Origin of the sequence: Paracoccus sp. NSM (genome assembly GCF_052379855.1) — a bacterium.
In the GTDB taxonomy this organism is placed as follows: domain Bacteria; phylum Pseudomonadota; class Alphaproteobacteria; order Rhodobacterales; family Rhodobacteraceae; genus Paracoccus.
In genome coordinates this window covers 1-16,339 of the sequence record NZ_JBQTCG010000007.1, presented here as the reverse complement: position 1 = coordinate 16,339, position 16,339 = coordinate 1, and the positions used below count along the sequence as shown (strand labels likewise).

The window sequence follows — 16,339 nt, the reverse complement described above, 5'->3', positions numbered from 1 at the left end:
GCCCCTAGAACTGATAGCGGCGCAGCCGCGTCTGGATGGTGAACAGATAGATGCAGACCCCCACCAGGATGATGCCGAACATGGCCGTGGCGATGGTGGCGCCCATATGCGGATCGCCCAGTTGCAGCTGGAACCCGAAGAAGGTGCGGTAGAGGAACGTCCCCAGGATATCGGTCGAGAAGTTCGGCCCCGCCAGCGCGCCCTGACTGACATAGATCAGATCGAAGGCGTTGAAATTGCCCACGAAGGTCAGGATCGAGATGATCCCGATCGAGGGCAGGATCAGCGGCAGCTTGATCTTCCAGAACTGAGACCAGCCGGTGACGCCGTCCATCTCGGCGGCCTCGATCACCTCGTCGGGGATGGACAGCAGCGCGGCATAGATCAGCATCATCGGGATGCCCACGAATTGCCAGACCGAGATCAGCGCCAGCGTGGTCAGCGCCGTCCCCTCGCGGCCCAGCCAAGGGGCGAACAGCGATTTCAGCCCGACCGCGTCCAGCATTCCGGGCGCGATGCCCCAGATGGGCGACAGGATCAGCTTCCAGACAAAGCCCACCACGACAAAGGACAGGATCGTCGGAATGAAGATCGCGGTGCGATAGAAGGCCGCCATCCGCAGGCGCGGCGATGACAGCAGTGCGGCCAGCAGGATGCCGATGGGGTTCTGGACCAGCATATGGACCAGAAAGAACCAGGCATTGTTGCCAAGCGCGTTCCAGAACGCGTCCGACCAGCGCGGATCGCCGAACAGCGTGGCGAAGTTTCGCAACCCGACAAAGACCCTCTGGCCCTGTTCCAGATTGAACAGCGACAGGTTCAGCGTGCCGATCAGCGGCAGGATCATGATCGCGCTGTAGACCAGCAGGGCGGGTGCCAGAAACACCCCGACATGCCAGCGGAACGGCTTTCGCGTCGCCATGGCTTACCTCGTCACCGTGGGAAAGGTGCCGGGGGGCGGGGCGCCCCCTCGGCGGTGGCGGGCCGTCGGGCCCGTCCTTGCGTCAGTTCTGCTGCGGCTCGAACCAGCTGGCCAGGCCCTGTTGCAGGCGGGCGGCGGCATCCTCGGGCGTCTCGGCGCCGGTGATGACGTTGGCGCTGGCGTTCCAGGTCTCGTTTTCCAGGTTCGGCGTGCCGCGCGACAGGATCTGATAGGTCGAGCGGATCGTCGGCTCGCAGGTCTCGCGCCAGCTGACGAATTCCTGCGCCAGCGGGTCCTGCATCTCGACCGGGCTGGAATTGAGCGAGAAGAACCCCGGCAGCGCATTCGCGTAAAGCGTGGCGAATTCGGCCGAGCCGACCCATTCCAGGAAGGTGCGCGCCGCATCCGCATTGGGCGAGGCCGCGTTCAGGCCAAGCGCGATATCGGTATGGTCGCTGATATAACAGGTATCGCCCGAGGCCGCGACCGGCGGCGGGAAGGCGCCCATCTCGAAATCGCCCGCGATCTGGGGCGTAAAGACGCCGATCTCCCAGCTGCCGGCGGGATAGATCGCCGCGCGGCCCAGAGTGAACAGGTTCTGGCTGTCGGGATAGGTCTGCGCCTCGAAGCCGTCGCCCAGATAGTCGCGCCAGCGGGCCAGCTGGCGGAAGGGCTCGACCCACTCCTCGTCGGTCAGGCTGGCCTCGCCCGCGATCAGCGCCCGGCGGCCTTCCTCGCCGCGCCAATAGGTCGGGCCGATGTTCTGGTAGCCCATCGTGGCGGCCTCCCACTGGTCGGCGGTGCCCATGGCCATCGGGATATAGCTGCCATCCTCCTTGATCGCGTCCAGAAGGGCGTAGAATTCGTCATTCGTGGCGGGGGGCGTCAGGCCCATTTCCTCGAACGCGGTCTTGTTGTAGATGAAGCCGTGGATGACCGAGGCCATCGGCACGCAGAAGGTCGAGGCACCGTCATCCGTCTGCCAGGCCGATTTCGCCACGTCCGAGAAATTGGCCATCGAGTCCAGGTCGGTCAGATCCGCCAGATGCCCCTTGTTGAACAATTCCAGCGAGGCGTCGAAGGGGCGGCAGGTGATCAGATCGCCCGCCGAGCCCGCATCCAGCTTGGAATTCAGCACCGCGTTGTATTCGGCGGGCGCGGTGGGCGCGAAGCGCAGCTTGATGCCGGGATGGGCCGCCTCGAAGGCGGGGATGATCTGCTGCTGCCAGATCAGCAGGTCGTCATTGCGCCAACTTTCGATGGTCAGCGTGACATCCTGCGCAGCTGCCGCCCCTGTCAGCATGGTGCTGGCCAAGAGGCCCATGCGAAGTGTTCCTGTCATTGTCGTCGCTCCCTGTTGCGGGATCTTGATGATCCCTTGGTTATGTCGTGTCAGCCCATCAGCGGGCCCAGATGGCCGCCGCTGCGCTGCAAGGCCGTGCGCGCGGTCTCCGGATCGGCGCCCCGCGCGACAAGGATCGCCGGCTTGACCGCGCCATCCGTGCGGGCAAGCGCGTCGCGGGCCTCAGGCTCGGGGACGTCGGCCAGATCGGTGACGATGCGCACTGCACGCTCGACCAGCTTGGCGTTGTCGGCGATCAGGTTGACCATCTGTCCGGCATGGACATGGCCCAGCCCGATACCGACCAGCACCGAGACCATGTTCAGCGCCACCTTCTGCGCCGTCGCAGCCCCCATCCGGGTCGAGCCCGCGACCATTTCCGGCCCGGTCTCAAGCAGCACGGCGATGTCGGAATCGCGCAGCAGTGCCGAGCCCGGCACATTCGCGATCCCCGTGACGGTCACGCCCCGCGCCCGCGCGCCCTGCGCCACGGCCAGCGCATAGGGCGTCGTCCCCGAGGCCGACACGACCATGATCGCATCACCCGCCCCAAGGCCCGCCCTTTCCAGATCGGCCAGCGCAAGGGCGGTATCATCCTCGACATGACCATGCATCCGCAGCAGCGCGTCCGACCCGCCCGCAAACAGCATCGGCGTGCGGTCGGGCGACAGGCCGAACGTGCCGGGCAGTTCCAGGCAATCGGCCAAAGCCATCAGCCCGGAACTGCCCGCCCCGGCATAGCCCATCCGCCCGCCATCGCGCAGCGCCCGGACCCCCGCCGCGGCGGCACGCACCAGATCGGGGATCGCGGCCTCGATCGCGGCCAGCGCCGTACGCTGTGCACTCAGCAGCAGCGCCATCGCCTGCTTTGGGTCCAGCAGGTGCAAGTCCTCCGAAGCGGGGTGGCGGCGTTCCGTGCCGGACAGGGGTTTCGTCATCTGATTCTCCTCTGTGGACAAGATAATGCCAAAACAATACCACTTGTAAAGAGGCTTGCTGATAGGCCCCATATTAACTAGAAATTCAGGGCTTTTCGCTTTGGCTCTTGCTGTTTGGTATTGTTTTGGTATCTTGCCGCAAACAAGGAGGCCACATGGCGCTGTTTCTGGGAATCGATGGCGGGGGGACGGGTTGCCGCGCGGTTCTGGCCGATCCGTCCGGGCGCATCCTGGGGCACGGCGCGGGCGGGCCGGCCAATATCAACACCGATATCGACCTTGCCGCCGCCAGCATCATGGAAGCCACCGCCGAGGCGCTGACCCGGTCGGGGACCGGCGCCACCCCTGCTGAACTGACCGCCGTTCTGGGCCTTGCGGGCGGCAGCATGCGCGCTGCCGCATCCCGGCTGGGGGCGATGCTGCCCTTTGCGCGGCTGCGGGTCGTGAATGACGGGATCACCGCCGCGCGCGGCGCGCTTGGCCCGGATGACGGTATCCTCGCGGCGATGGGGACCGGATCGGTCTTTGCCGTCCAGCGCGGCGGTGCGCTGCGCCAGGTCGGCGGGCGCGGCTTTCTGATGGGCGACGAGGGCAGCGGCGCGGTTCTGGGGCGCAGCCTTCTGGCGCTGGCCATGCGGGCGGCGGACGGGTTCCACCCGATGTCGCCGCTGCTGGCGCAGATTTTGGAGGAATTCGACGGGATCGAGGGAATCATCGGCTTCGGCAACACAGCCAGCCCCGGCGACTTCGCGCGTCTGGCCCCGCGCATCGTCGCATTAGACGACCCGGCTGCGCGCAAGGTCTTCGACGCGGCGGTGGATGAGCTGGATGCCTCGATCATCGCCCTGCAACAGGGCGACCGGCTGCCCGTGGTCCTGACCGGCGGGCTGGGGCCGCATTACGCCGCGCGGCTGGCCGATCGCTGGCCGCTGCGTCCGGCCTTGGGCGACTCCGTGAGCGGCGCGTTGGCCATGGCCCTGCAATGGGAGGCCGAGCCATGAGCGACCTGTTCAGTCCCGAAGCCTTTGCCGACACGAATGCGGGGCCGCTTTACCTGCAACTGCACCGCCGCATTGCCGAGGCCATCGCGGCGGGCGAGCTGAAGGCCGGCGACAGCCTGCCCTCGGAACGCGAGATGGCGGCGATGACGGGCCTGTCGCGCGTGACCGTCCGCAAGGGGGTCGAGGCGCTGGTCGCATCGGGCCAGCTGATCCAGAAACGCGGATCAGGCACTTTCGTGGCGCCCAGGGTCGAGCGTCTGGAACAGGCGCTGTCGCGGCTGACCTCGTTCACCGAGGACATGCAGCGGCGCGGCAAGCAGGTCGAAAGCCGCTGGCTGGCGCGCGCGCTGCACACCCCCTCGCCCGAAGAGATCATGGCCCTTGGCCTTGGCGCCGATGACAGCGTGGCGCGGCTGGAACGTGTCCGCAGCGCCGACGGCGTGCCGCTGGCGATCGAGCGCGCCTCGCTGCCCGCGCACCTGCTGCCCGACCCGGAATCGGTCGAGGCCTCGCTTTACGCGCTGCTGCTGTCGCGCGGCACGCTGCCGGTGCGCGCCGTCCAGCGCATTTCGGCCGCCAATCTGGGCCCGAAGGACGCCGAATTGCTGGGCGTCGGCACGGGCGTCGCCGGTTTGCGGATCGAGAGGCTGTCCTACCTGCCTTCGGGGCAGGTCGTCGAATTCACACGCTCGGTCTATCGCGGCGATGCCTATGACTTCGCCGTCGAGCTGAAACTCGCCCCCGAGGCGGAAAGGACATCGTGATGACCCAAAGCCACATGGCCCGCGAAGTGGCCGAAATCCCTGAGGCCGCCGCACGTTTTCTGGACCGCTCGCGCGATGCCCTTGCCCGGACCGCCGCCGCCCTGCGCGACCGCGACCCCGCGCTGGTCGCGACCGTCGCGCGCGGATCGTCCGACCATGCGGCAAGCTACCTGAAGTATGCGATCGAATTGCAGGCCGGTATCCCGGTTGCCTCGCTCGGGCCCTCCATCGCCTCGATCTATCGCCGCCCGCTGCGGCTGGAAAACGCCGCCTGCATCGGGATTTCGCAATCGGGCCGCAGCCCGGACATCGTCGAGATGATGCGCGCGGCAGGCAAGGGCGGCGCGCTGTCCATCGCCATCACCAACCACGCCGACAGCCCCATGGCCGAGGCGTCCGCGCATTGCCTGGCCCTTGCCGCCGGCGAAGAGAAAAGCGTGGCGGCCACCAAGACCTTTGTGAACTCGGTGCTGGCCGGGCTGGCCCTGCTGGCGGAATGGCGTCAGGATGACGACCTGCGCCGCGCGGTCGCGGACCTGCCGCGGGCGCTGGCGCAAGCGGTGGCGCTGGACTGGTCGCCCCTGTCGGCACGGCTGACGCGCGCGGCACAGGCCTTTGTTCTGGGGCGCGGGCCGGGCTGTGCGATCGCGGCCGAGGCCTCGCTGAAGATGAAGGAAACCTCGGGCATTCACGCCGAGGCCTACAGCGCCGCCGAGGTGCTGCACGGCCCCGCCGCCATCGTTCAGGCGCAGTTCCCGGTTCTGGTTCTGGGCGTCGAGGACGCGGCGCTGCCGCAGGTGGTGGAAACCGCCGAGCGGATGGCCGCACAAGGCGCCGACGTGTTCCTGACCGGCGCCGAGGCGCGCGGCGCCACGCGTCTGCCCTCGGTCGCGGGGCTGCATCCGCTTGTCGCGCCTCTGGTGCTGATCGCCAGCTACTACGCCTTTGTCGAGCAACTGGCCCGCCGTCGCGGCTTTGACCCCGACACGCCGCCCCATCTTCGCAAGGTGACGGAGACCATCTGATGCGGCACATCCTTGCGGCGGCGCGCATCTTCGACGGGACCACGCTGCACGACAACGCCGCGCTGGTGATCGAGGACGGCGCGGTTGCCGCGATCCTGCCCGAGACCGAGGCCGGTCCTCCGACCGAACGGGTCGAGGGGATCATCGCGCCGGGCTTTCTGGACCTGCAGGCCAATGGCGGCGGCGGGCTGATGGTCGATGGCGCGACCGACGTGGCGGCGCTGCGGGCGATCTGTCAGGCCCATCGCAGGCTGGGCACGGCGGGCATCCTGCCCACGCTGATCACCGACACGCCCGACGCGACCGCCCGGGTGATCGAGGCCGGGATCGAGGCCGCCCGCCAGCAGGTGCCGGGCTTTCTGGGCCTGCATCTGGAAGGTCCGCATCTGGACCCGCGCCGCAAGGGGGCCCATGACGCGGCCCTGATCCGGCCGATGGGCGACGCCGATCTGGACCGCCTCTGCACCGCCGCGCGGCATCTGCCGTCCTTGATGGTGACGCTGGCGCCCGAGGCCGCGCGCCCCGACCAGATCGCCGCCCTGCGCGCCGCGGGCGCGGTGGTCAGCCTTGGCCACAGCGATTGCGCACTGGATCAGGCCGAGCAGGCCTTTGCCGCAGGCGCGACCTGCGCCACGCATCTGTTCAACGCCATGAGCCAGATGGATCACCGCCAGCCCGGTCTGGTCAGCGCGGTCCTGTCGGGCGAGGCCCATGCCGGGCTGATCGCCGACGGCATCCATGTGCATCCGGCGATGATGCGGATCGCGCTGCGCGCCAGACCGCAGGGCCTGTTTCTGATCACCGACTGCATGGCCTTCGCCGGGACGGACCTTACGCAGATGGATCTGGGCGGGCGGCGCATCCTGCGCCATGACGGGCGCCTGACGCTGGCTGATGGCACGCTGGCGGGGGCCGATCTGACGCTGGCCCAGGCGGTGCGCCGCATCGCCGCCCTGCCCGAGGCCGGGCTGGCCCGCGCCCTTGCGATGGCCACCAGCGAACCGGCGCGCGTGCTTGGACGGCCGGGCGATCTGGGCATCCTGCGCCCCGGCCTCAGGGCCGACCTGACCCTGCTGGATCACGACCTGACGACGGCGCGCCTATGGCCGGACGGGGATCAGCGCACCCAGTCGCGGAAGGCGTCCAGCACCTCGGCATAGACGGCGCGCTTGAAGGGGACGATGCTCGCCAGCAAATCGTCTGCCCCCATCCATTGCCAGCGGTCGAATTCGGGATGGTCGGTGTCGATGCGGATATCCTGATCGCGGCCAAGGAAACGCAGGCACAGCCATTTCTGGCGTTGCCCGCCATAGCGACCCTTCCAGACGCGGCCCACCATGTCGGGGGGCAGGTCGTATGTGACCCAGCCGGGCGTCTCGGCCAGCACCTCGACCAGATCGGCAGGGACGCCGGTTTCCTCGGTCAACTCGCGCAAGGCGGCCTCGCGCGGGGTCTCGCCCTTGTCGATCCCGCCCTGCGGCATCTGCCACGCGCCCGGCATGTCAAGGCGCTGGCCCGCAAAGACCAGCCCCCGATCGTTCAGCAGCACCACCCCCGCGCAGGGACGATAGGGCAGACCGCCCGGACCCGTATCAGCCATTGCTGGACGAACCCGCGCCTTCGCCGGTGGCGGCGGGGGTCACAGCGGCGGGCACCTGATCGGCGCGGAAGTTCACCGCAGACAGCCCTTTGAGGATATCGACCGCATAGGCCAGCTGGTAATCCTCTTCGCGCAGGGCCGCGGTGGCGGCCAGTTCGGCGGCTTCGCGTTCCATCAGCTCGCGCTGGTCGTCGCTGACCTCGTTGCCAAGCGCGCCGCGCAGCTCCGCCTCGGACCGCGAGAAGCTGCTGTTGCTGCGCGCTTCCTCGTCCTCGACCTCGGGGTTGCGGCGGGGCTGTGCGACCAGGATGTCGGGCTGGATGCCCATCGCCTGGATCGACCGGCCCGCAGGCGTGTAATAGCGCGCCGTGGTCAACCGGATCGCGCTGTCCGCTGTCACCGGCATCACCGTCTGGACACTGCCCTTGCCAAAGGATTTTTCGCCCACGACGATGGCGCGGCGGTGATCCTGCAACGCACCGGTCACGATTTCCGAGGCGCTGGCCGAGCCGCCATTGATCAGCACGACCATCGGCTTGCCCTCGGCCAGATCGCCCGGTTCGGCGTTCCAGCGTTCGCTCTGATCAGAGTCGCGGCCGCGCGTGCTGACGATCTCTCCGGCGTCGAGGAACGCGTCGGAGACGCTGATCGCCTGATTGAGCAGCCCGCCGGGATTGTTGCGCAGATCCAGCACGAAGCCGGTCACGCGGTCGATGCCGCCCGCTTCCTCGACGGCCTTTTCCAGTTCCGTGCGCAGGGTGTCGTAAGTCTCGTCGTTGAAGGTCGAGACGCGCAGGATCACCGCGTTCCCCTCGACCCGCGAACGGACGACGGTCAGCTTGATCGTGTCGCGCGTCATGGTCAGGTCGAACGGCTCGGTCTCGCCCTGGCGCAGGATGGTGATGGTGATTTCCGACCCGACCGGGCCGCGCATCATCTCCACGGCCTGATCCAGCGTCAGGCCCAAAAGCGATTCGCCGTCCACATGGGTGATGAAGTCGCCCGCCTGAACCCCGGCCTGCGCGGCGGGCGTGTCGTCGATGGGCGAGACGACGCGGACCATCCCCTCTTCCTGGCTGACCTCGATCCCCAGCCCGCCGAAACTGCCGCGCGTCTGCGTGCGCATGTCGGAATAGGCATCCGCCGACAGAAAGCCTGAATGCGGGTCCAGCGAGGTCAGCATCCCGTTGATCGCGGCCTCGATCAGGGCCTTGTCGTCGGGCGCCTCGACGTAGTCGGTGCGGATTCGTTCGAAGATGTTGCCGAACAGTTCAAGCTGCTCATAGACCGAGACATTGCGCCCCGCCTCTTGCGCGACCAGGGGCCCCGCGATCTGGGTCGTGACCAGCGCCCCGGCCAGCACGCCCCCGATACCTGCGATCAGATAATGTCTCATGACGGCCTTTCTGCCTCAGTCCTGTTGCGGCTCGACAAAGGGATTCAGCACGAACCACTCTGCCGGGTCCAGAGTTTCATTGCCACGGCGCAGTTCCAGATACAGCGTTTCGGGGCGGCCCGCCGTGCCACCGCTGGCGGCATCGGCGACGAAGCGCGCGCCGAATTCCTGCGCCGGAGCCTCGGCGCCGCCCATCAACCCGACGGGATCACCCGCCGCAAGCACATCGCCGACCTCTCCGAACACCTGCGAGAGGCCCGCAAAAATCATAAGATAGCCGCGCGCAGGCTCGGCGATCATCACATTGCCGTAATCCAGAAACGGGCCGCGATAGCGAATTGTCGCAGGCCAGGGCGTCTGGACCAAGGCGGCGGGGGCGGTGGCGATCACCCATCCGGGACGGCGCACGCCGGCGGCATCGGGTTCGTTGTAGGGCCGCAGCACGGTGCCGACCACGGGCAGGCGCAGGCTGCCCTGCGCGCCCTCGAAATCCTCCATCGGCGGGCCGACATCCTTTTCCATCCGCGCGATCCCCTGCGCGAAATCGTCAAGCGAGGACGCCGCATCCCGCAGCGCCTGCAATTCCTCGGGGTCCTCGGCATAACGCATCGGCATCGAACTGCGGTCGCCCGCCGCGCTGGCCAGAAGCCGACGCGCCTCCTGGACCGAGGCCAGCCCGTTGCCCAGCATCGCCGAGGCATTGGCCTGCAGCGCGCGCACGGTCGCAATCTCGTCCAGATCGGCCTGCAGGGCCTCGGCCTGGGCGCGCAGACCCGGTGTGACATCGGACAGGATCATCCCCGAGCGCGCATTCGACAGCGCCCCCGCCGGGTGCAGCAGCATCGTCGTCTCGGGGCTTTGCTGCAATGCGGTCATGGCCCCCAGCACGCGTGACAGCTGCGCGCTCTGGGCCTCGAAACGGTCGCGCAGTTCCAGCTCGCGCGCGTGGGCCTGCCGCAACCCGTCGCGCAGGGCGGCAAGGCCCAGCTCGTAGGCGCGGATCACCTCGGTCAGGGCAACGACCTGATCATCGGCCGCGACCGCCTCGGACAATTGCCCAAGCGCCGCGCGCAACAGCGCGGCCGCCGCCTCGGCATCGGCCACGGCGCGCCCGGCGGGCGTCATCAGCGCGCTTTCGGCCAGCTCGGGGCCGCCCGTGACAAGGCCCGGACCGGTGATGTCCTCGACCACATCCTGCGCGGCGGCGGAACCCGCCAACAGCACGGCCAGCACAAGGCCAAGCGCGCGGCTCATGCGACGATCAGACTGGTGCCGGTCATCTCGGCAGGCTGGTCCAGACCCATCAACTGCAGGACGGTCGGCGCCAGATCGGCCAGCCGCCCGTCGCGCAGCCGCGCGCCCTTCGGGCCGCCGAACAGGATCACCGGCACCGGGTTCAGCGTATGCGCGGTATGCGCGCCGCCGGTCTCGGGGTCGATCATCTGCTCGCAATTCCCGTGGTCGGCGCAGATCAGCGCGGCACCGCCGACCGCTTCAAGCGCGCGCGTCATCGCAGCAAGACCCCGGTCCACGGCCTCGCAGGCGCGGGCGGCGGCGTCCAGACTGCCGGTATGGCCCACCATGTCGGGATTGGCATAATTCACCACGATCAGGTCGTAGCCTTGGCCGATCACCTCGACCAGTTTCTCGGTCACCTCTGCGGCGGCCATCTCGGGCGCCAGATCATAGGTCGCGACCTTGGGGCTGGAGGGCATGTAACGATCCTCGCCCGGCTCTGGCGCCTCCTTCCCGCCATTGAGGAAAAAGGTCACATGCGGATATTTCTCGGTCTCGGCCAGCCGGAACTGCCGCAACCCCTTCGAAGCGACCCAGGCCCCCAGGGTGTTCACCACCTGCCGCTTGGGATAGGCGGCCTGCATGAAGGTGTCGTGACGCGCGCTGTAATCGACCATCCCCAAAAGCGCGGCCCATTCCGGCCGGACCGAAACGTCAAAGGCATCGAAACCGGGATCGCCGATGGCCGACAGGATCTCGCGCGCGCGGTCAGCACGGAAGTTCAGGCAGAAAAACCCGTCGCCATCCTGCGCGCCATTATAGCCGTCGATGACGAAAGGCGCGATGAACTCGTCGGTCTCGCCCCGCGCCCATGCAGCGGCCACTGCGTCCGAGGCACTGGCAGCATCCTCGCCCCGGCCCGCGACCATGGCGTCAAAGGCGCGCTGCACACGCTCCCACCGGTTGTCGCGGTCCATCGCGTAATAGCGCCCGATCACGGAGCCGATCCGCGCGCCCGGAGGCAGGCCCGCCTCCAGCGCGGCTATGAACCGATCCGCCGATGAGGGCGGCACGTCCCGCCCATCGGTCACGGCATGGACCACGACCGGCACACCGGCCCCGGCCACGGCCCGCGCGGCGGCAAGCACGTGAGAAAGATGCCCATGCACGCCACCATCCGACACGACGCCCATCAGATGCGCCGTGCCGCCGGTCTCGCGCAGCCGCGCGACAAAGGCGATCAATGCCTCGTTCTGCGCGAAACTGCCCTCCTCGATCGCCAGATCGATGGCGCCCAGATCCATGGCGACCACCCGGCCCGCGCCGATATTCGTGTGCCCCACCTCGGAATTGCCCATCTGCCCGCGCGGCAGGCCGACATCCGGGCCATAGGTGATCAGACTGGCATGCGGACAATCTCGCATCAGCCGGTCGTAACAGGGCGTCGCCGCGCGGTCGGGCGCGCTCTGCTCGGGCCGGTCCGACAGGCCCCAGCCATCGAGAATGCACAGGATAACGGGTTTGCTCATCTCTGCCTCGCCGAGTTTTCCCTCTTCTACGCGCCCGCCCGCCCGGCGGCAACCAAGCGACAGCCCGCTTTGCCTTGGTCCAAATATCCTCAGGGGGGAGTCGCGGCACGCGACGGGGGGCGCGAGCGCCCCCCTGCCCGCCCACGGCCCCTAGACCCGGTGATAGGGCGAACCGGCCAGGATCGTGGCGGCGCGATAAAGCTGCTCGGCCAGCATGACGCGCACCAGCATGTGCGGCCAGACCATGCGACCCAGACTGATCTGCCAATCGGCCCGCGCGCGCAGCGAAGGGTCGATTCCGTCCGCGCCGCCGATGATGAAGCAGACATCGCGCGCCTCGTCGCGCCAGGCGGCCAGCCGCGCCGCGAAACCGGGCGAGTCGGGCAGATCGCCCCGCTCGTCCAGCATCACCAGCGCCGCCCCGGCAGGGGCCGCGCGCGACAGTAGCTCGGCCTCGGCGGCCATGCCGCCTCCGGCGCGCGCCTCGACCTCGTGCAGGGTGACGGGGGGCAGGCCAAGCGCGCGGCCCGTGCGGGCAAAGCGCGTCAGGTAATCCTCGACCAGCGCGGCCTCGGGGCCTTTCTTCAGCCGCCCGACGGCGGCAAGGTCGATCCGCATTCCGGCGCCGTCAGGGCGCCGGGCGGTCGGTGTCGCGCAGCCGGGTCAGGGCGTCTGCGGGCAGCCACATCTTTTCCAGCTGGTAGAACTCGCGGACCTCGGGGCGGAAGACATGCACGACCACGTCATCGGTGTCGATCAGCACCCAGTCGCCGGCATCCTTGCCCTCGATCCGGGGGCTGCGGCCGGTGGCCTGCTTGACGCGCTCGGCCAGCTTCTCGGCGATGGCGGCGACCTGGCGCGAACTGCGGCCCGAGGCGATCACCATATGGTCGGCGATGGCGGAACGGCCGCGCAGGTCGATGCTGATCACATCCTCGGCCTTGTCGTCATCCAGCGACGTCAGAACGAGCGACAGCATCCGATCCTCTCCCGAGGCCGGATTGGCGGTGGTCTTGGCCGGCCCTTGGGCCGACGGGACGTCTTGTGACAGGGTTTCATCCTCCGGTCATCGCGCCGAAGGCCCCGGCGCAGGGATGGCTCAAAGATAGCATCTTTTCGGGCCATCTCAATCTCTGGCGGGCCGGATTCGCGCCCCGCAGGCGGAAACGGGCCCCTCAGCGGCCTTGCCAGACGCCACGGCACGCCCTAAGGTCGGCCCATGATGCGTTATTTCGACATTCATGACCGCGCGCGCCTGCCGCAGCGATTCTATGGCGAAACGCTCTGCGTGACGGCGCGGGGCTGACGGCGCGCGGGCATTTGCCCGGCCCTGCCCCCATTCCTGCATCACAGCCGAAAGACATCAGCCATGACCATTCCCGCAGCCGCAGCGCCGCGCACGCTTTACGACAAGATCTGGGACGCCCACGTGGTGGACCGGCAAGAGGACGGCACCTGCCTTCTCTATATCGACCGACATCTGGTCCATGAAGTGACCAGCCCGCAGGCCTTCGAGGGTCTGCGCATGACCGGCCGCAAGGTCCGCGCCCCCGAACGCACCATCGCCGTGCCCGATCACAACGTCCCCACCACCTGGGACCGCGAAAAGGGCATCGACAACGAGGAATCGCGCATCCAGGTCGATGCGCTGGACCGCAATGCCCGCGAATTCGGCGTGGTCTACTATCCGGTGAACGACATCCGTCAGGGCATCGTCCATATCGTCGGCCCCGAACAGGGCTGGACCCTGCCCGGCATGACGGTGGTCTGCGGCGACAGCCACACCGCGACCCACGGCGCCTTTGGCGCGCTGGCCCATGGCATCGGCACATCCGAGGTCGAACACGTGCTGGCTACCCAGACGCTGATCCAGGGCAAGTCGAAGAACATGAAGGTCGAGATCACCGGCCGCCTCGCCCCCGGCGTCACCGCCAAGGACGTGGTGCTGGCCATCATCGCCGAGACCGGCACCGCAGGCGGCACCGGCCATGTCATCGAATATTGCGGCGAGGTGATCCGCAACCTCTCGATGGAAGGCCGCATGACGATCTGCAACATGGCCATCGAGGGCGGCGCCCGCGCCGGCCTGATCGCCCCGGACGAGACGACCTTTGCCTATGTGAAGGGCCGCCCCCATGCCCCGAAAGGCGCCCAATGGGAGGCCGCGCTGGCCTGGTGGAAAACGCTCTTCTCGGATGAGGGCGCGCATTTCGACAAGGTCGTGACCCTGCGCGGCGAGGATATCGCCCCGACCGTGACCTGGGGCACCTCGCCCGAGGATGCGCTGCCCATAACCGCCCGGGTCCCCGCCCCCGAGGACTTCACCGGCGGCAAGGTCGAGGCCGCGCGCCGGTCGCTGGACTACATGGGCCTGATCGCAGGCACCCCCCTGACCGAGATCGCCATTGACGCGGTCTTCATCGGCTCTTGCACCAATGGCCGGATCGAGGATCTGCGCGCAGCCGCCGACGTGCTGCGGGGTCGCCATCTGGCCGAGGGCGTGCGCGGCATGGTCGTGCCAGGCTCGGGCCTCGTGCGCGCGCAGGCCGAGGAAGAGGGGCTGGACCAGATCTTCAAAGATGCGGGCTTCGAATGGCGCCTGGCGGGCTGTTCCATGTGCCTCGGCATGAACCCGGACCAGCTTGCGCCGGGCGAGCGCTGCGCCGCGACCTCGAACCGCAATTTCGAGGGGCGTCAGGGCTACAAGGGCCGCACCCATCTGATGAGCCCGGCCATGGCCGCGGCGGCGGGCGTGGCCGGTCGTCTGGTCGATATCCGCGAATTCGCCGCCCAGCCCGCGTAAGGACAGATCATGGACAAGTTCACCACCCTCACCGGGATCGCCGCGCCCATGCCGCTGGTCAATATCGACACGGACATGATCATCCCCAAGCAGTTCCTCAAGACGATCAAGCGCTCGGGCCTTGGCGTCAACCTGTTCGACGAACTGCGCTATGACCGCGAGGGCCGCGAGATCCCCGATTTCGTCCTGAACCAGCCGGCCTATCGTGACGCGCAGATCCTGATCGCGGGCGACAATTTCGGCTGCGGCTCGTCGCGCGAACACGCGCCCTGGGCGCTGCTGGATTTCGGCATCCGCTGCGTGATCTCGACCAGCTTCGCCGACATCTTCTTCAACAACTGCTTCAAGAACGGCATCCTTCCGGTGGTCCTGCCGCAAGACGCCGTGGACGCGCTGATGGAAGATGCCCGAAACGGCGCGAATGCCCGCCAGACCGTCGATCTTGAGGCGCAGACCGTCACCGCCTCGGACGGGCGCAGCTGGTCCTTCGAGATCGACCCCTTCCGCAAGCATTGCCTGCTGAACGGGCTGGACGATATCGGGCTGACGATGGAGAAAGCCCCCTCGATCGACAGCTACGAGACGCAGATGGCCCAGGCCCGCCCTTGGGTCTGAGGCTTGCCGCGATCCTTCTGGCGCTGGCCCTGCCTGCCAGCGCCAAGGATCTGCGCCTTGCCACATGGAACCCCGGTCTGTCGCGCGACGGGCCGGGGCTTTTGTTGCGCGACATCATGGACCGTGATCCGCAGGTCCTGGCCGCCGCGCAGGTGATCGCCGCGACCGCGCCCGACGCGATCCTGCTGACCGGCTTCGACTGGGATCTCGAGGGACGCGCACTGGCGGCCTTTGCGGCGCTGCTGGCGGAACAGGGCCATGCGATGCCCCACAGCCATGCCAGCCAGCCCAATTCGGGCATGGACAGCGGCGTCGATCTAAACGGCGACGGCCGCCTTGGCGGGCCGCGCGACGCGCAGGGCTATGGCAGCTTCCCCGGCCAGTCCGGCATGGCGATCCTGTCGCGCCTGCCCATTGCCAGCGTCACCGACCACAGCGCGACGCTCTGGCGGGACCTGCCCGGCCACCGGATGCCCGACAGCGCCCATGCCGATGTTCGGCGCCTGTCCTCGACCGCACATTGGGACGTGGCCCTGGCCACGCCGCAAGGGCCGCTGCATGTGCTGGCCTTCGCCGCGACGCCTCCGGCCTTCGAGCCGCGCAATGCGGCCCGCAACCATGACGAGGTCGCCTTCTGGCTGCACCGCCTGCCGAACGCGCCCTTTGTCATCATGGGCAATCTCAATCTGGACCCGCTGGACGGTGACGGCGATCCGGCCGCGCTGAATGCGCTGCTGGAGGTCGTGCAGGACCCGCAACCCCGCGGCGCCTGGCAGCCCCCTCAGACCGGCCCGAACACGGATCACCGCGGCGACCCGGCGCTGGATACGGCGGAATATGCGCGTGCGCCCGGCAATCTGCGCCTCGATTACATCCTGCCGTCGCGGTCTCTGACCGTGACCGGAGCGGCAGTGCTCTGGCCCACAGCCGACGATCCCCTGGCCGAGGCCGTGACGCTCGCATCCCACCGCAAACTGGTCCGGGCCGACCTTCGCCTGCCACTGGAATAGCGTCTTTCGCGGGAATGTCGGCAGCGCAGCGGCGCTGCCATTGCGGCCACGGATCACGTTGCCCCCTCGGGCCCGCCGCCCCTGTTGGCCTGCGCCCATCCACGCTGCGGACCAGAGAAAGACGCCGATCTCGCAAAACCCGGGTCGGATCTGGTAAT

General features: G+C 68.2%; 16 protein-coding genes. 7 read left to right on the top strand and 9 right to left on the bottom strand.

Annotation, left to right across the window (positions count from 1 at the left end; genetic code table 11):
* Positions 1-4: 4 nt before the first annotated feature.
* From ACTZWU_RS11430 to ACTZWU_RS11420, 3 genes are all read right to left on the bottom strand, one after another.
* The gene (locus ACTZWU_RS11430; protein WP_444737491.1) at positions 5-922 is read right to left on the bottom strand and encodes a carbohydrate ABC transporter permease; all 918 of its coding nucleotides are present in this window, start codon (positions 920-922) and stop codon (positions 5-7) included.
* Between the two features lie 82 nt (positions 923-1,004).
* Positions 1,005-2,264: an ABC transporter substrate-binding protein gene (locus ACTZWU_RS11425; protein ID WP_444737490.1), complete on the bottom strand. Its 1,260-nt coding sequence runs from the start codon at positions 2,262-2,264 to the stop codon at positions 1,005-1,007.
* A 50-nt stretch (positions 2,265-2,314) separates the two neighbouring features.
* Positions 2,315-3,202 carry an N-acetylmuramic acid 6-phosphate etherase gene (locus tag ACTZWU_RS11420; RefSeq protein ID WP_444737489.1) on the bottom strand — a complete coding sequence of 296 codons (888 nt, stop codon included), beginning with the start codon at positions 3,200-3,202 and terminating at the stop codon, positions 2,315-2,317.
* A gap of 155 nt (positions 3,203-3,357) precedes the next feature.
* Here ACTZWU_RS11420 and ACTZWU_RS11415 point away from each other — a divergent pair, with 155 nt between their 5' ends.
* The 4 genes from ACTZWU_RS11415 to nagA are packed head-to-tail and all read left to right on the top strand — an operon-like array spanning position 3,358 to position 7,152.
* The gene (locus ACTZWU_RS11415) at positions 3,358-4,203 is read left to right on the top strand and encodes a BadF/BadG/BcrA/BcrD ATPase family protein (RefSeq protein WP_444737488.1); all 846 of its coding nucleotides are present in this window, start codon (positions 3,358-3,360) and stop codon (positions 4,201-4,203) included.
* On the top strand, positions 4,200-4,967 hold the full coding sequence (locus ACTZWU_RS11410) for a GntR family transcriptional regulator (protein WP_444737487.1): 768 nt from the start codon (positions 4,200-4,202) through the stop codon (positions 4,965-4,967). The genes ACTZWU_RS11415 and ACTZWU_RS11410 overlap by 4 nt, the downstream gene beginning before the upstream one ends.
* Entirely contained in the window at positions 4,967-5,992 is a 1,026-nt protein-coding gene (locus ACTZWU_RS11405; protein ID WP_444737486.1) for an SIS domain-containing protein, read from the top strand. Before ACTZWU_RS11410 ends, ACTZWU_RS11405 begins: the two co-directional genes overlap by 1 nt.
* Positions 5,992-7,152, top strand: coding sequence for an N-acetylglucosamine-6-phosphate deacetylase (gene nagA, locus ACTZWU_RS11400; protein WP_444737485.1), 1,161 nt, complete (start codon positions 5,992-5,994; stop codon positions 7,150-7,152). The genes ACTZWU_RS11405 and nagA overlap by 1 nt, the downstream gene beginning before the upstream one ends.
* Here the strand turns inward: nagA and ACTZWU_RS11395 are convergent.
* The 6 genes from ACTZWU_RS11395 to rsfS all read right to left on the bottom strand — a co-directional run bounded on the left by ACTZWU_RS11395 (position 7,110) and on the right by rsfS (position 12,732).
* The gene (locus tag ACTZWU_RS11395; protein WP_444737484.1) at positions 7,110-7,592 is read right to left on the bottom strand and encodes an RNA pyrophosphohydrolase; all 483 of its coding nucleotides are present in this window, start codon (positions 7,590-7,592) and stop codon (positions 7,110-7,112) included. The genes nagA and ACTZWU_RS11395 overlap by 43 nt on opposite strands.
* On the bottom strand, positions 7,585-8,988 hold the full coding sequence (locus tag ACTZWU_RS11390) for a S41 family peptidase (protein ID WP_444737483.1): 1,404 nt from the start codon (positions 8,986-8,988) through the stop codon (positions 7,585-7,587). The genes ACTZWU_RS11395 and ACTZWU_RS11390 overlap by 8 nt, the downstream gene beginning before the upstream one ends.
* Before the next feature lie 15 nt (positions 8,989-9,003).
* Entirely contained in the window at positions 9,004-10,113 is a 1,110-nt protein-coding gene (locus tag ACTZWU_RS11385) for a murein hydrolase activator EnvC family protein (protein WP_444737599.1), read from the bottom strand.
* Positions 10,114-10,238: 125 nt separating this feature from the next.
* Positions 10,239-11,753 carry a 2,3-bisphosphoglycerate-independent phosphoglycerate mutase gene (gene gpmI / locus ACTZWU_RS11380; protein ID WP_444737482.1) on the bottom strand — a complete coding sequence of 505 codons (1,515 nt, stop codon included), beginning with the start codon at positions 11,751-11,753 and terminating at the stop codon, positions 10,239-10,241.
* Positions 11,754-11,903: 150 nt separating this feature from the next.
* The gene (rlmH, locus tag ACTZWU_RS11375; protein ID WP_444737481.1) at positions 11,904-12,371 is read right to left on the bottom strand and encodes a 23S rRNA (pseudouridine(1915)-N(3))-methyltransferase RlmH; all 468 of its coding nucleotides are present in this window, start codon (positions 12,369-12,371) and stop codon (positions 11,904-11,906) included.
* A gap of 10 nt (positions 12,372-12,381) precedes the next feature.
* Positions 12,382-12,732 carry a ribosome silencing factor gene (rsfS, locus tag ACTZWU_RS11370; RefSeq protein WP_444737480.1) on the bottom strand — a complete coding sequence of 117 codons (351 nt, stop codon included), beginning with the start codon at positions 12,730-12,732 and terminating at the stop codon, positions 12,382-12,384.
* Positions 12,733-13,122: 390 nt separating this feature from the next.
* Between rsfS and leuC the strand changes: the two genes are divergently transcribed.
* The 3 genes from leuC to ACTZWU_RS11355 are packed head-to-tail and all read left to right on the top strand — an operon-like array spanning position 13,123 to position 16,181.
* Complete coding sequence (gene leuC / locus ACTZWU_RS11365) at positions 13,123-14,556, top strand: 3-isopropylmalate dehydratase large subunit (RefSeq protein WP_444737479.1); 1,434 nt, start codon at positions 13,123-13,125, stop codon at positions 14,554-14,556.
* Positions 14,557-14,565: 9 nt separating this feature from the next.
* The gene (gene leuD / locus ACTZWU_RS11360; RefSeq protein WP_444737478.1) at positions 14,566-15,171 is read left to right on the top strand and encodes a 3-isopropylmalate dehydratase small subunit; all 606 of its coding nucleotides are present in this window, start codon (positions 14,566-14,568) and stop codon (positions 15,169-15,171) included.
* Complete coding sequence (locus ACTZWU_RS11355; RefSeq protein ID WP_444737477.1) at positions 15,162-16,181, top strand: endonuclease/exonuclease/phosphatase family protein; 1,020 nt, start codon at positions 15,162-15,164, stop codon at positions 16,179-16,181. Before leuD ends, ACTZWU_RS11355 begins: the two co-directional genes overlap by 10 nt.
* Positions 16,182-16,339 lie beyond the last annotated feature (158 nt).

Excerpts from the sequence above, each read along its gene's own strand:
- ACTZWU_RS11385 (WP_444737599.1), bottom strand. The coding sequence starts at position 10,113 with ATGACGCCCGCCGGGCGCGCCGTGGCCGATGCCGAGGCGGCGGCCGCG.
- ACTZWU_RS11420 (WP_444737489.1), bottom strand. The coding sequence starts at position 3,202 with ATGACGAAACCCCTGTCCGGCACGGAACGCCGCCACCCCGCTTCGGAG.
- leuC (WP_444737479.1), top strand. The coding sequence starts at position 13,123 with ATGACCATTCCCGCAGCCGCAGCGCCGCGCACGCTTTACGACAAGATC.
- rlmH (WP_444737481.1), bottom strand. The coding sequence starts at position 12,371 with ATGCGGATCGACCTTGCCGCCGTCGGGCGGCTGAAGAAAGGCCCCGAG.
- ACTZWU_RS11425 (WP_444737490.1), bottom strand. The coding sequence starts at position 2,264 with ATGACAGGAACACTTCGCATGGGCCTCTTGGCCAGCACCATGCTGACA.
- ACTZWU_RS11390 (WP_444737483.1), bottom strand. The coding sequence starts at position 8,988 with ATGAGACATTATCTGATCGCAGGTATCGGGGGCGTGCTGGCCGGGGCG.
- ACTZWU_RS11415 (WP_444737488.1), top strand. The coding sequence starts at position 3,358 with ATGGCGCTGTTTCTGGGAATCGATGGCGGGGGGACGGGTTGCCGCGCG.
- ACTZWU_RS11430 (WP_444737491.1), bottom strand. The coding sequence starts at position 922 with ATGGCGACGCGAAAGCCGTTCCGCTGGCATGTCGGGGTGTTTCTGGCA.
- nagA (WP_444737485.1), top strand. The coding sequence starts at position 5,992 with ATGCGGCACATCCTTGCGGCGGCGCGCATCTTCGACGGGACCACGCTG.
- gpmI (WP_444737482.1), bottom strand. The coding sequence starts at position 11,753 with ATGAGCAAACCCGTTATCCTGTGCATTCTCGATGGCTGGGGCCTGTCG.
- ACTZWU_RS11395 (WP_444737484.1), bottom strand. The coding sequence starts at position 7,592 with ATGGCTGATACGGGTCCGGGCGGTCTGCCCTATCGTCCCTGCGCGGGG.
- ACTZWU_RS11410 (WP_444737487.1), top strand. The coding sequence starts at position 4,200 with ATGAGCGACCTGTTCAGTCCCGAAGCCTTTGCCGACACGAATGCGGGG.
- ACTZWU_RS11405 (WP_444737486.1), top strand. The coding sequence starts at position 4,967 with ATGACCCAAAGCCACATGGCCCGCGAAGTGGCCGAAATCCCTGAGGCC.
- rsfS (WP_444737480.1), bottom strand. The coding sequence starts at position 12,732 with ATGCTGTCGCTCGTTCTGACGTCGCTGGATGACGACAAGGCCGAGGAT.
- leuD (WP_444737478.1), top strand. The coding sequence starts at position 14,566 with ATGGACAAGTTCACCACCCTCACCGGGATCGCCGCGCCCATGCCGCTG.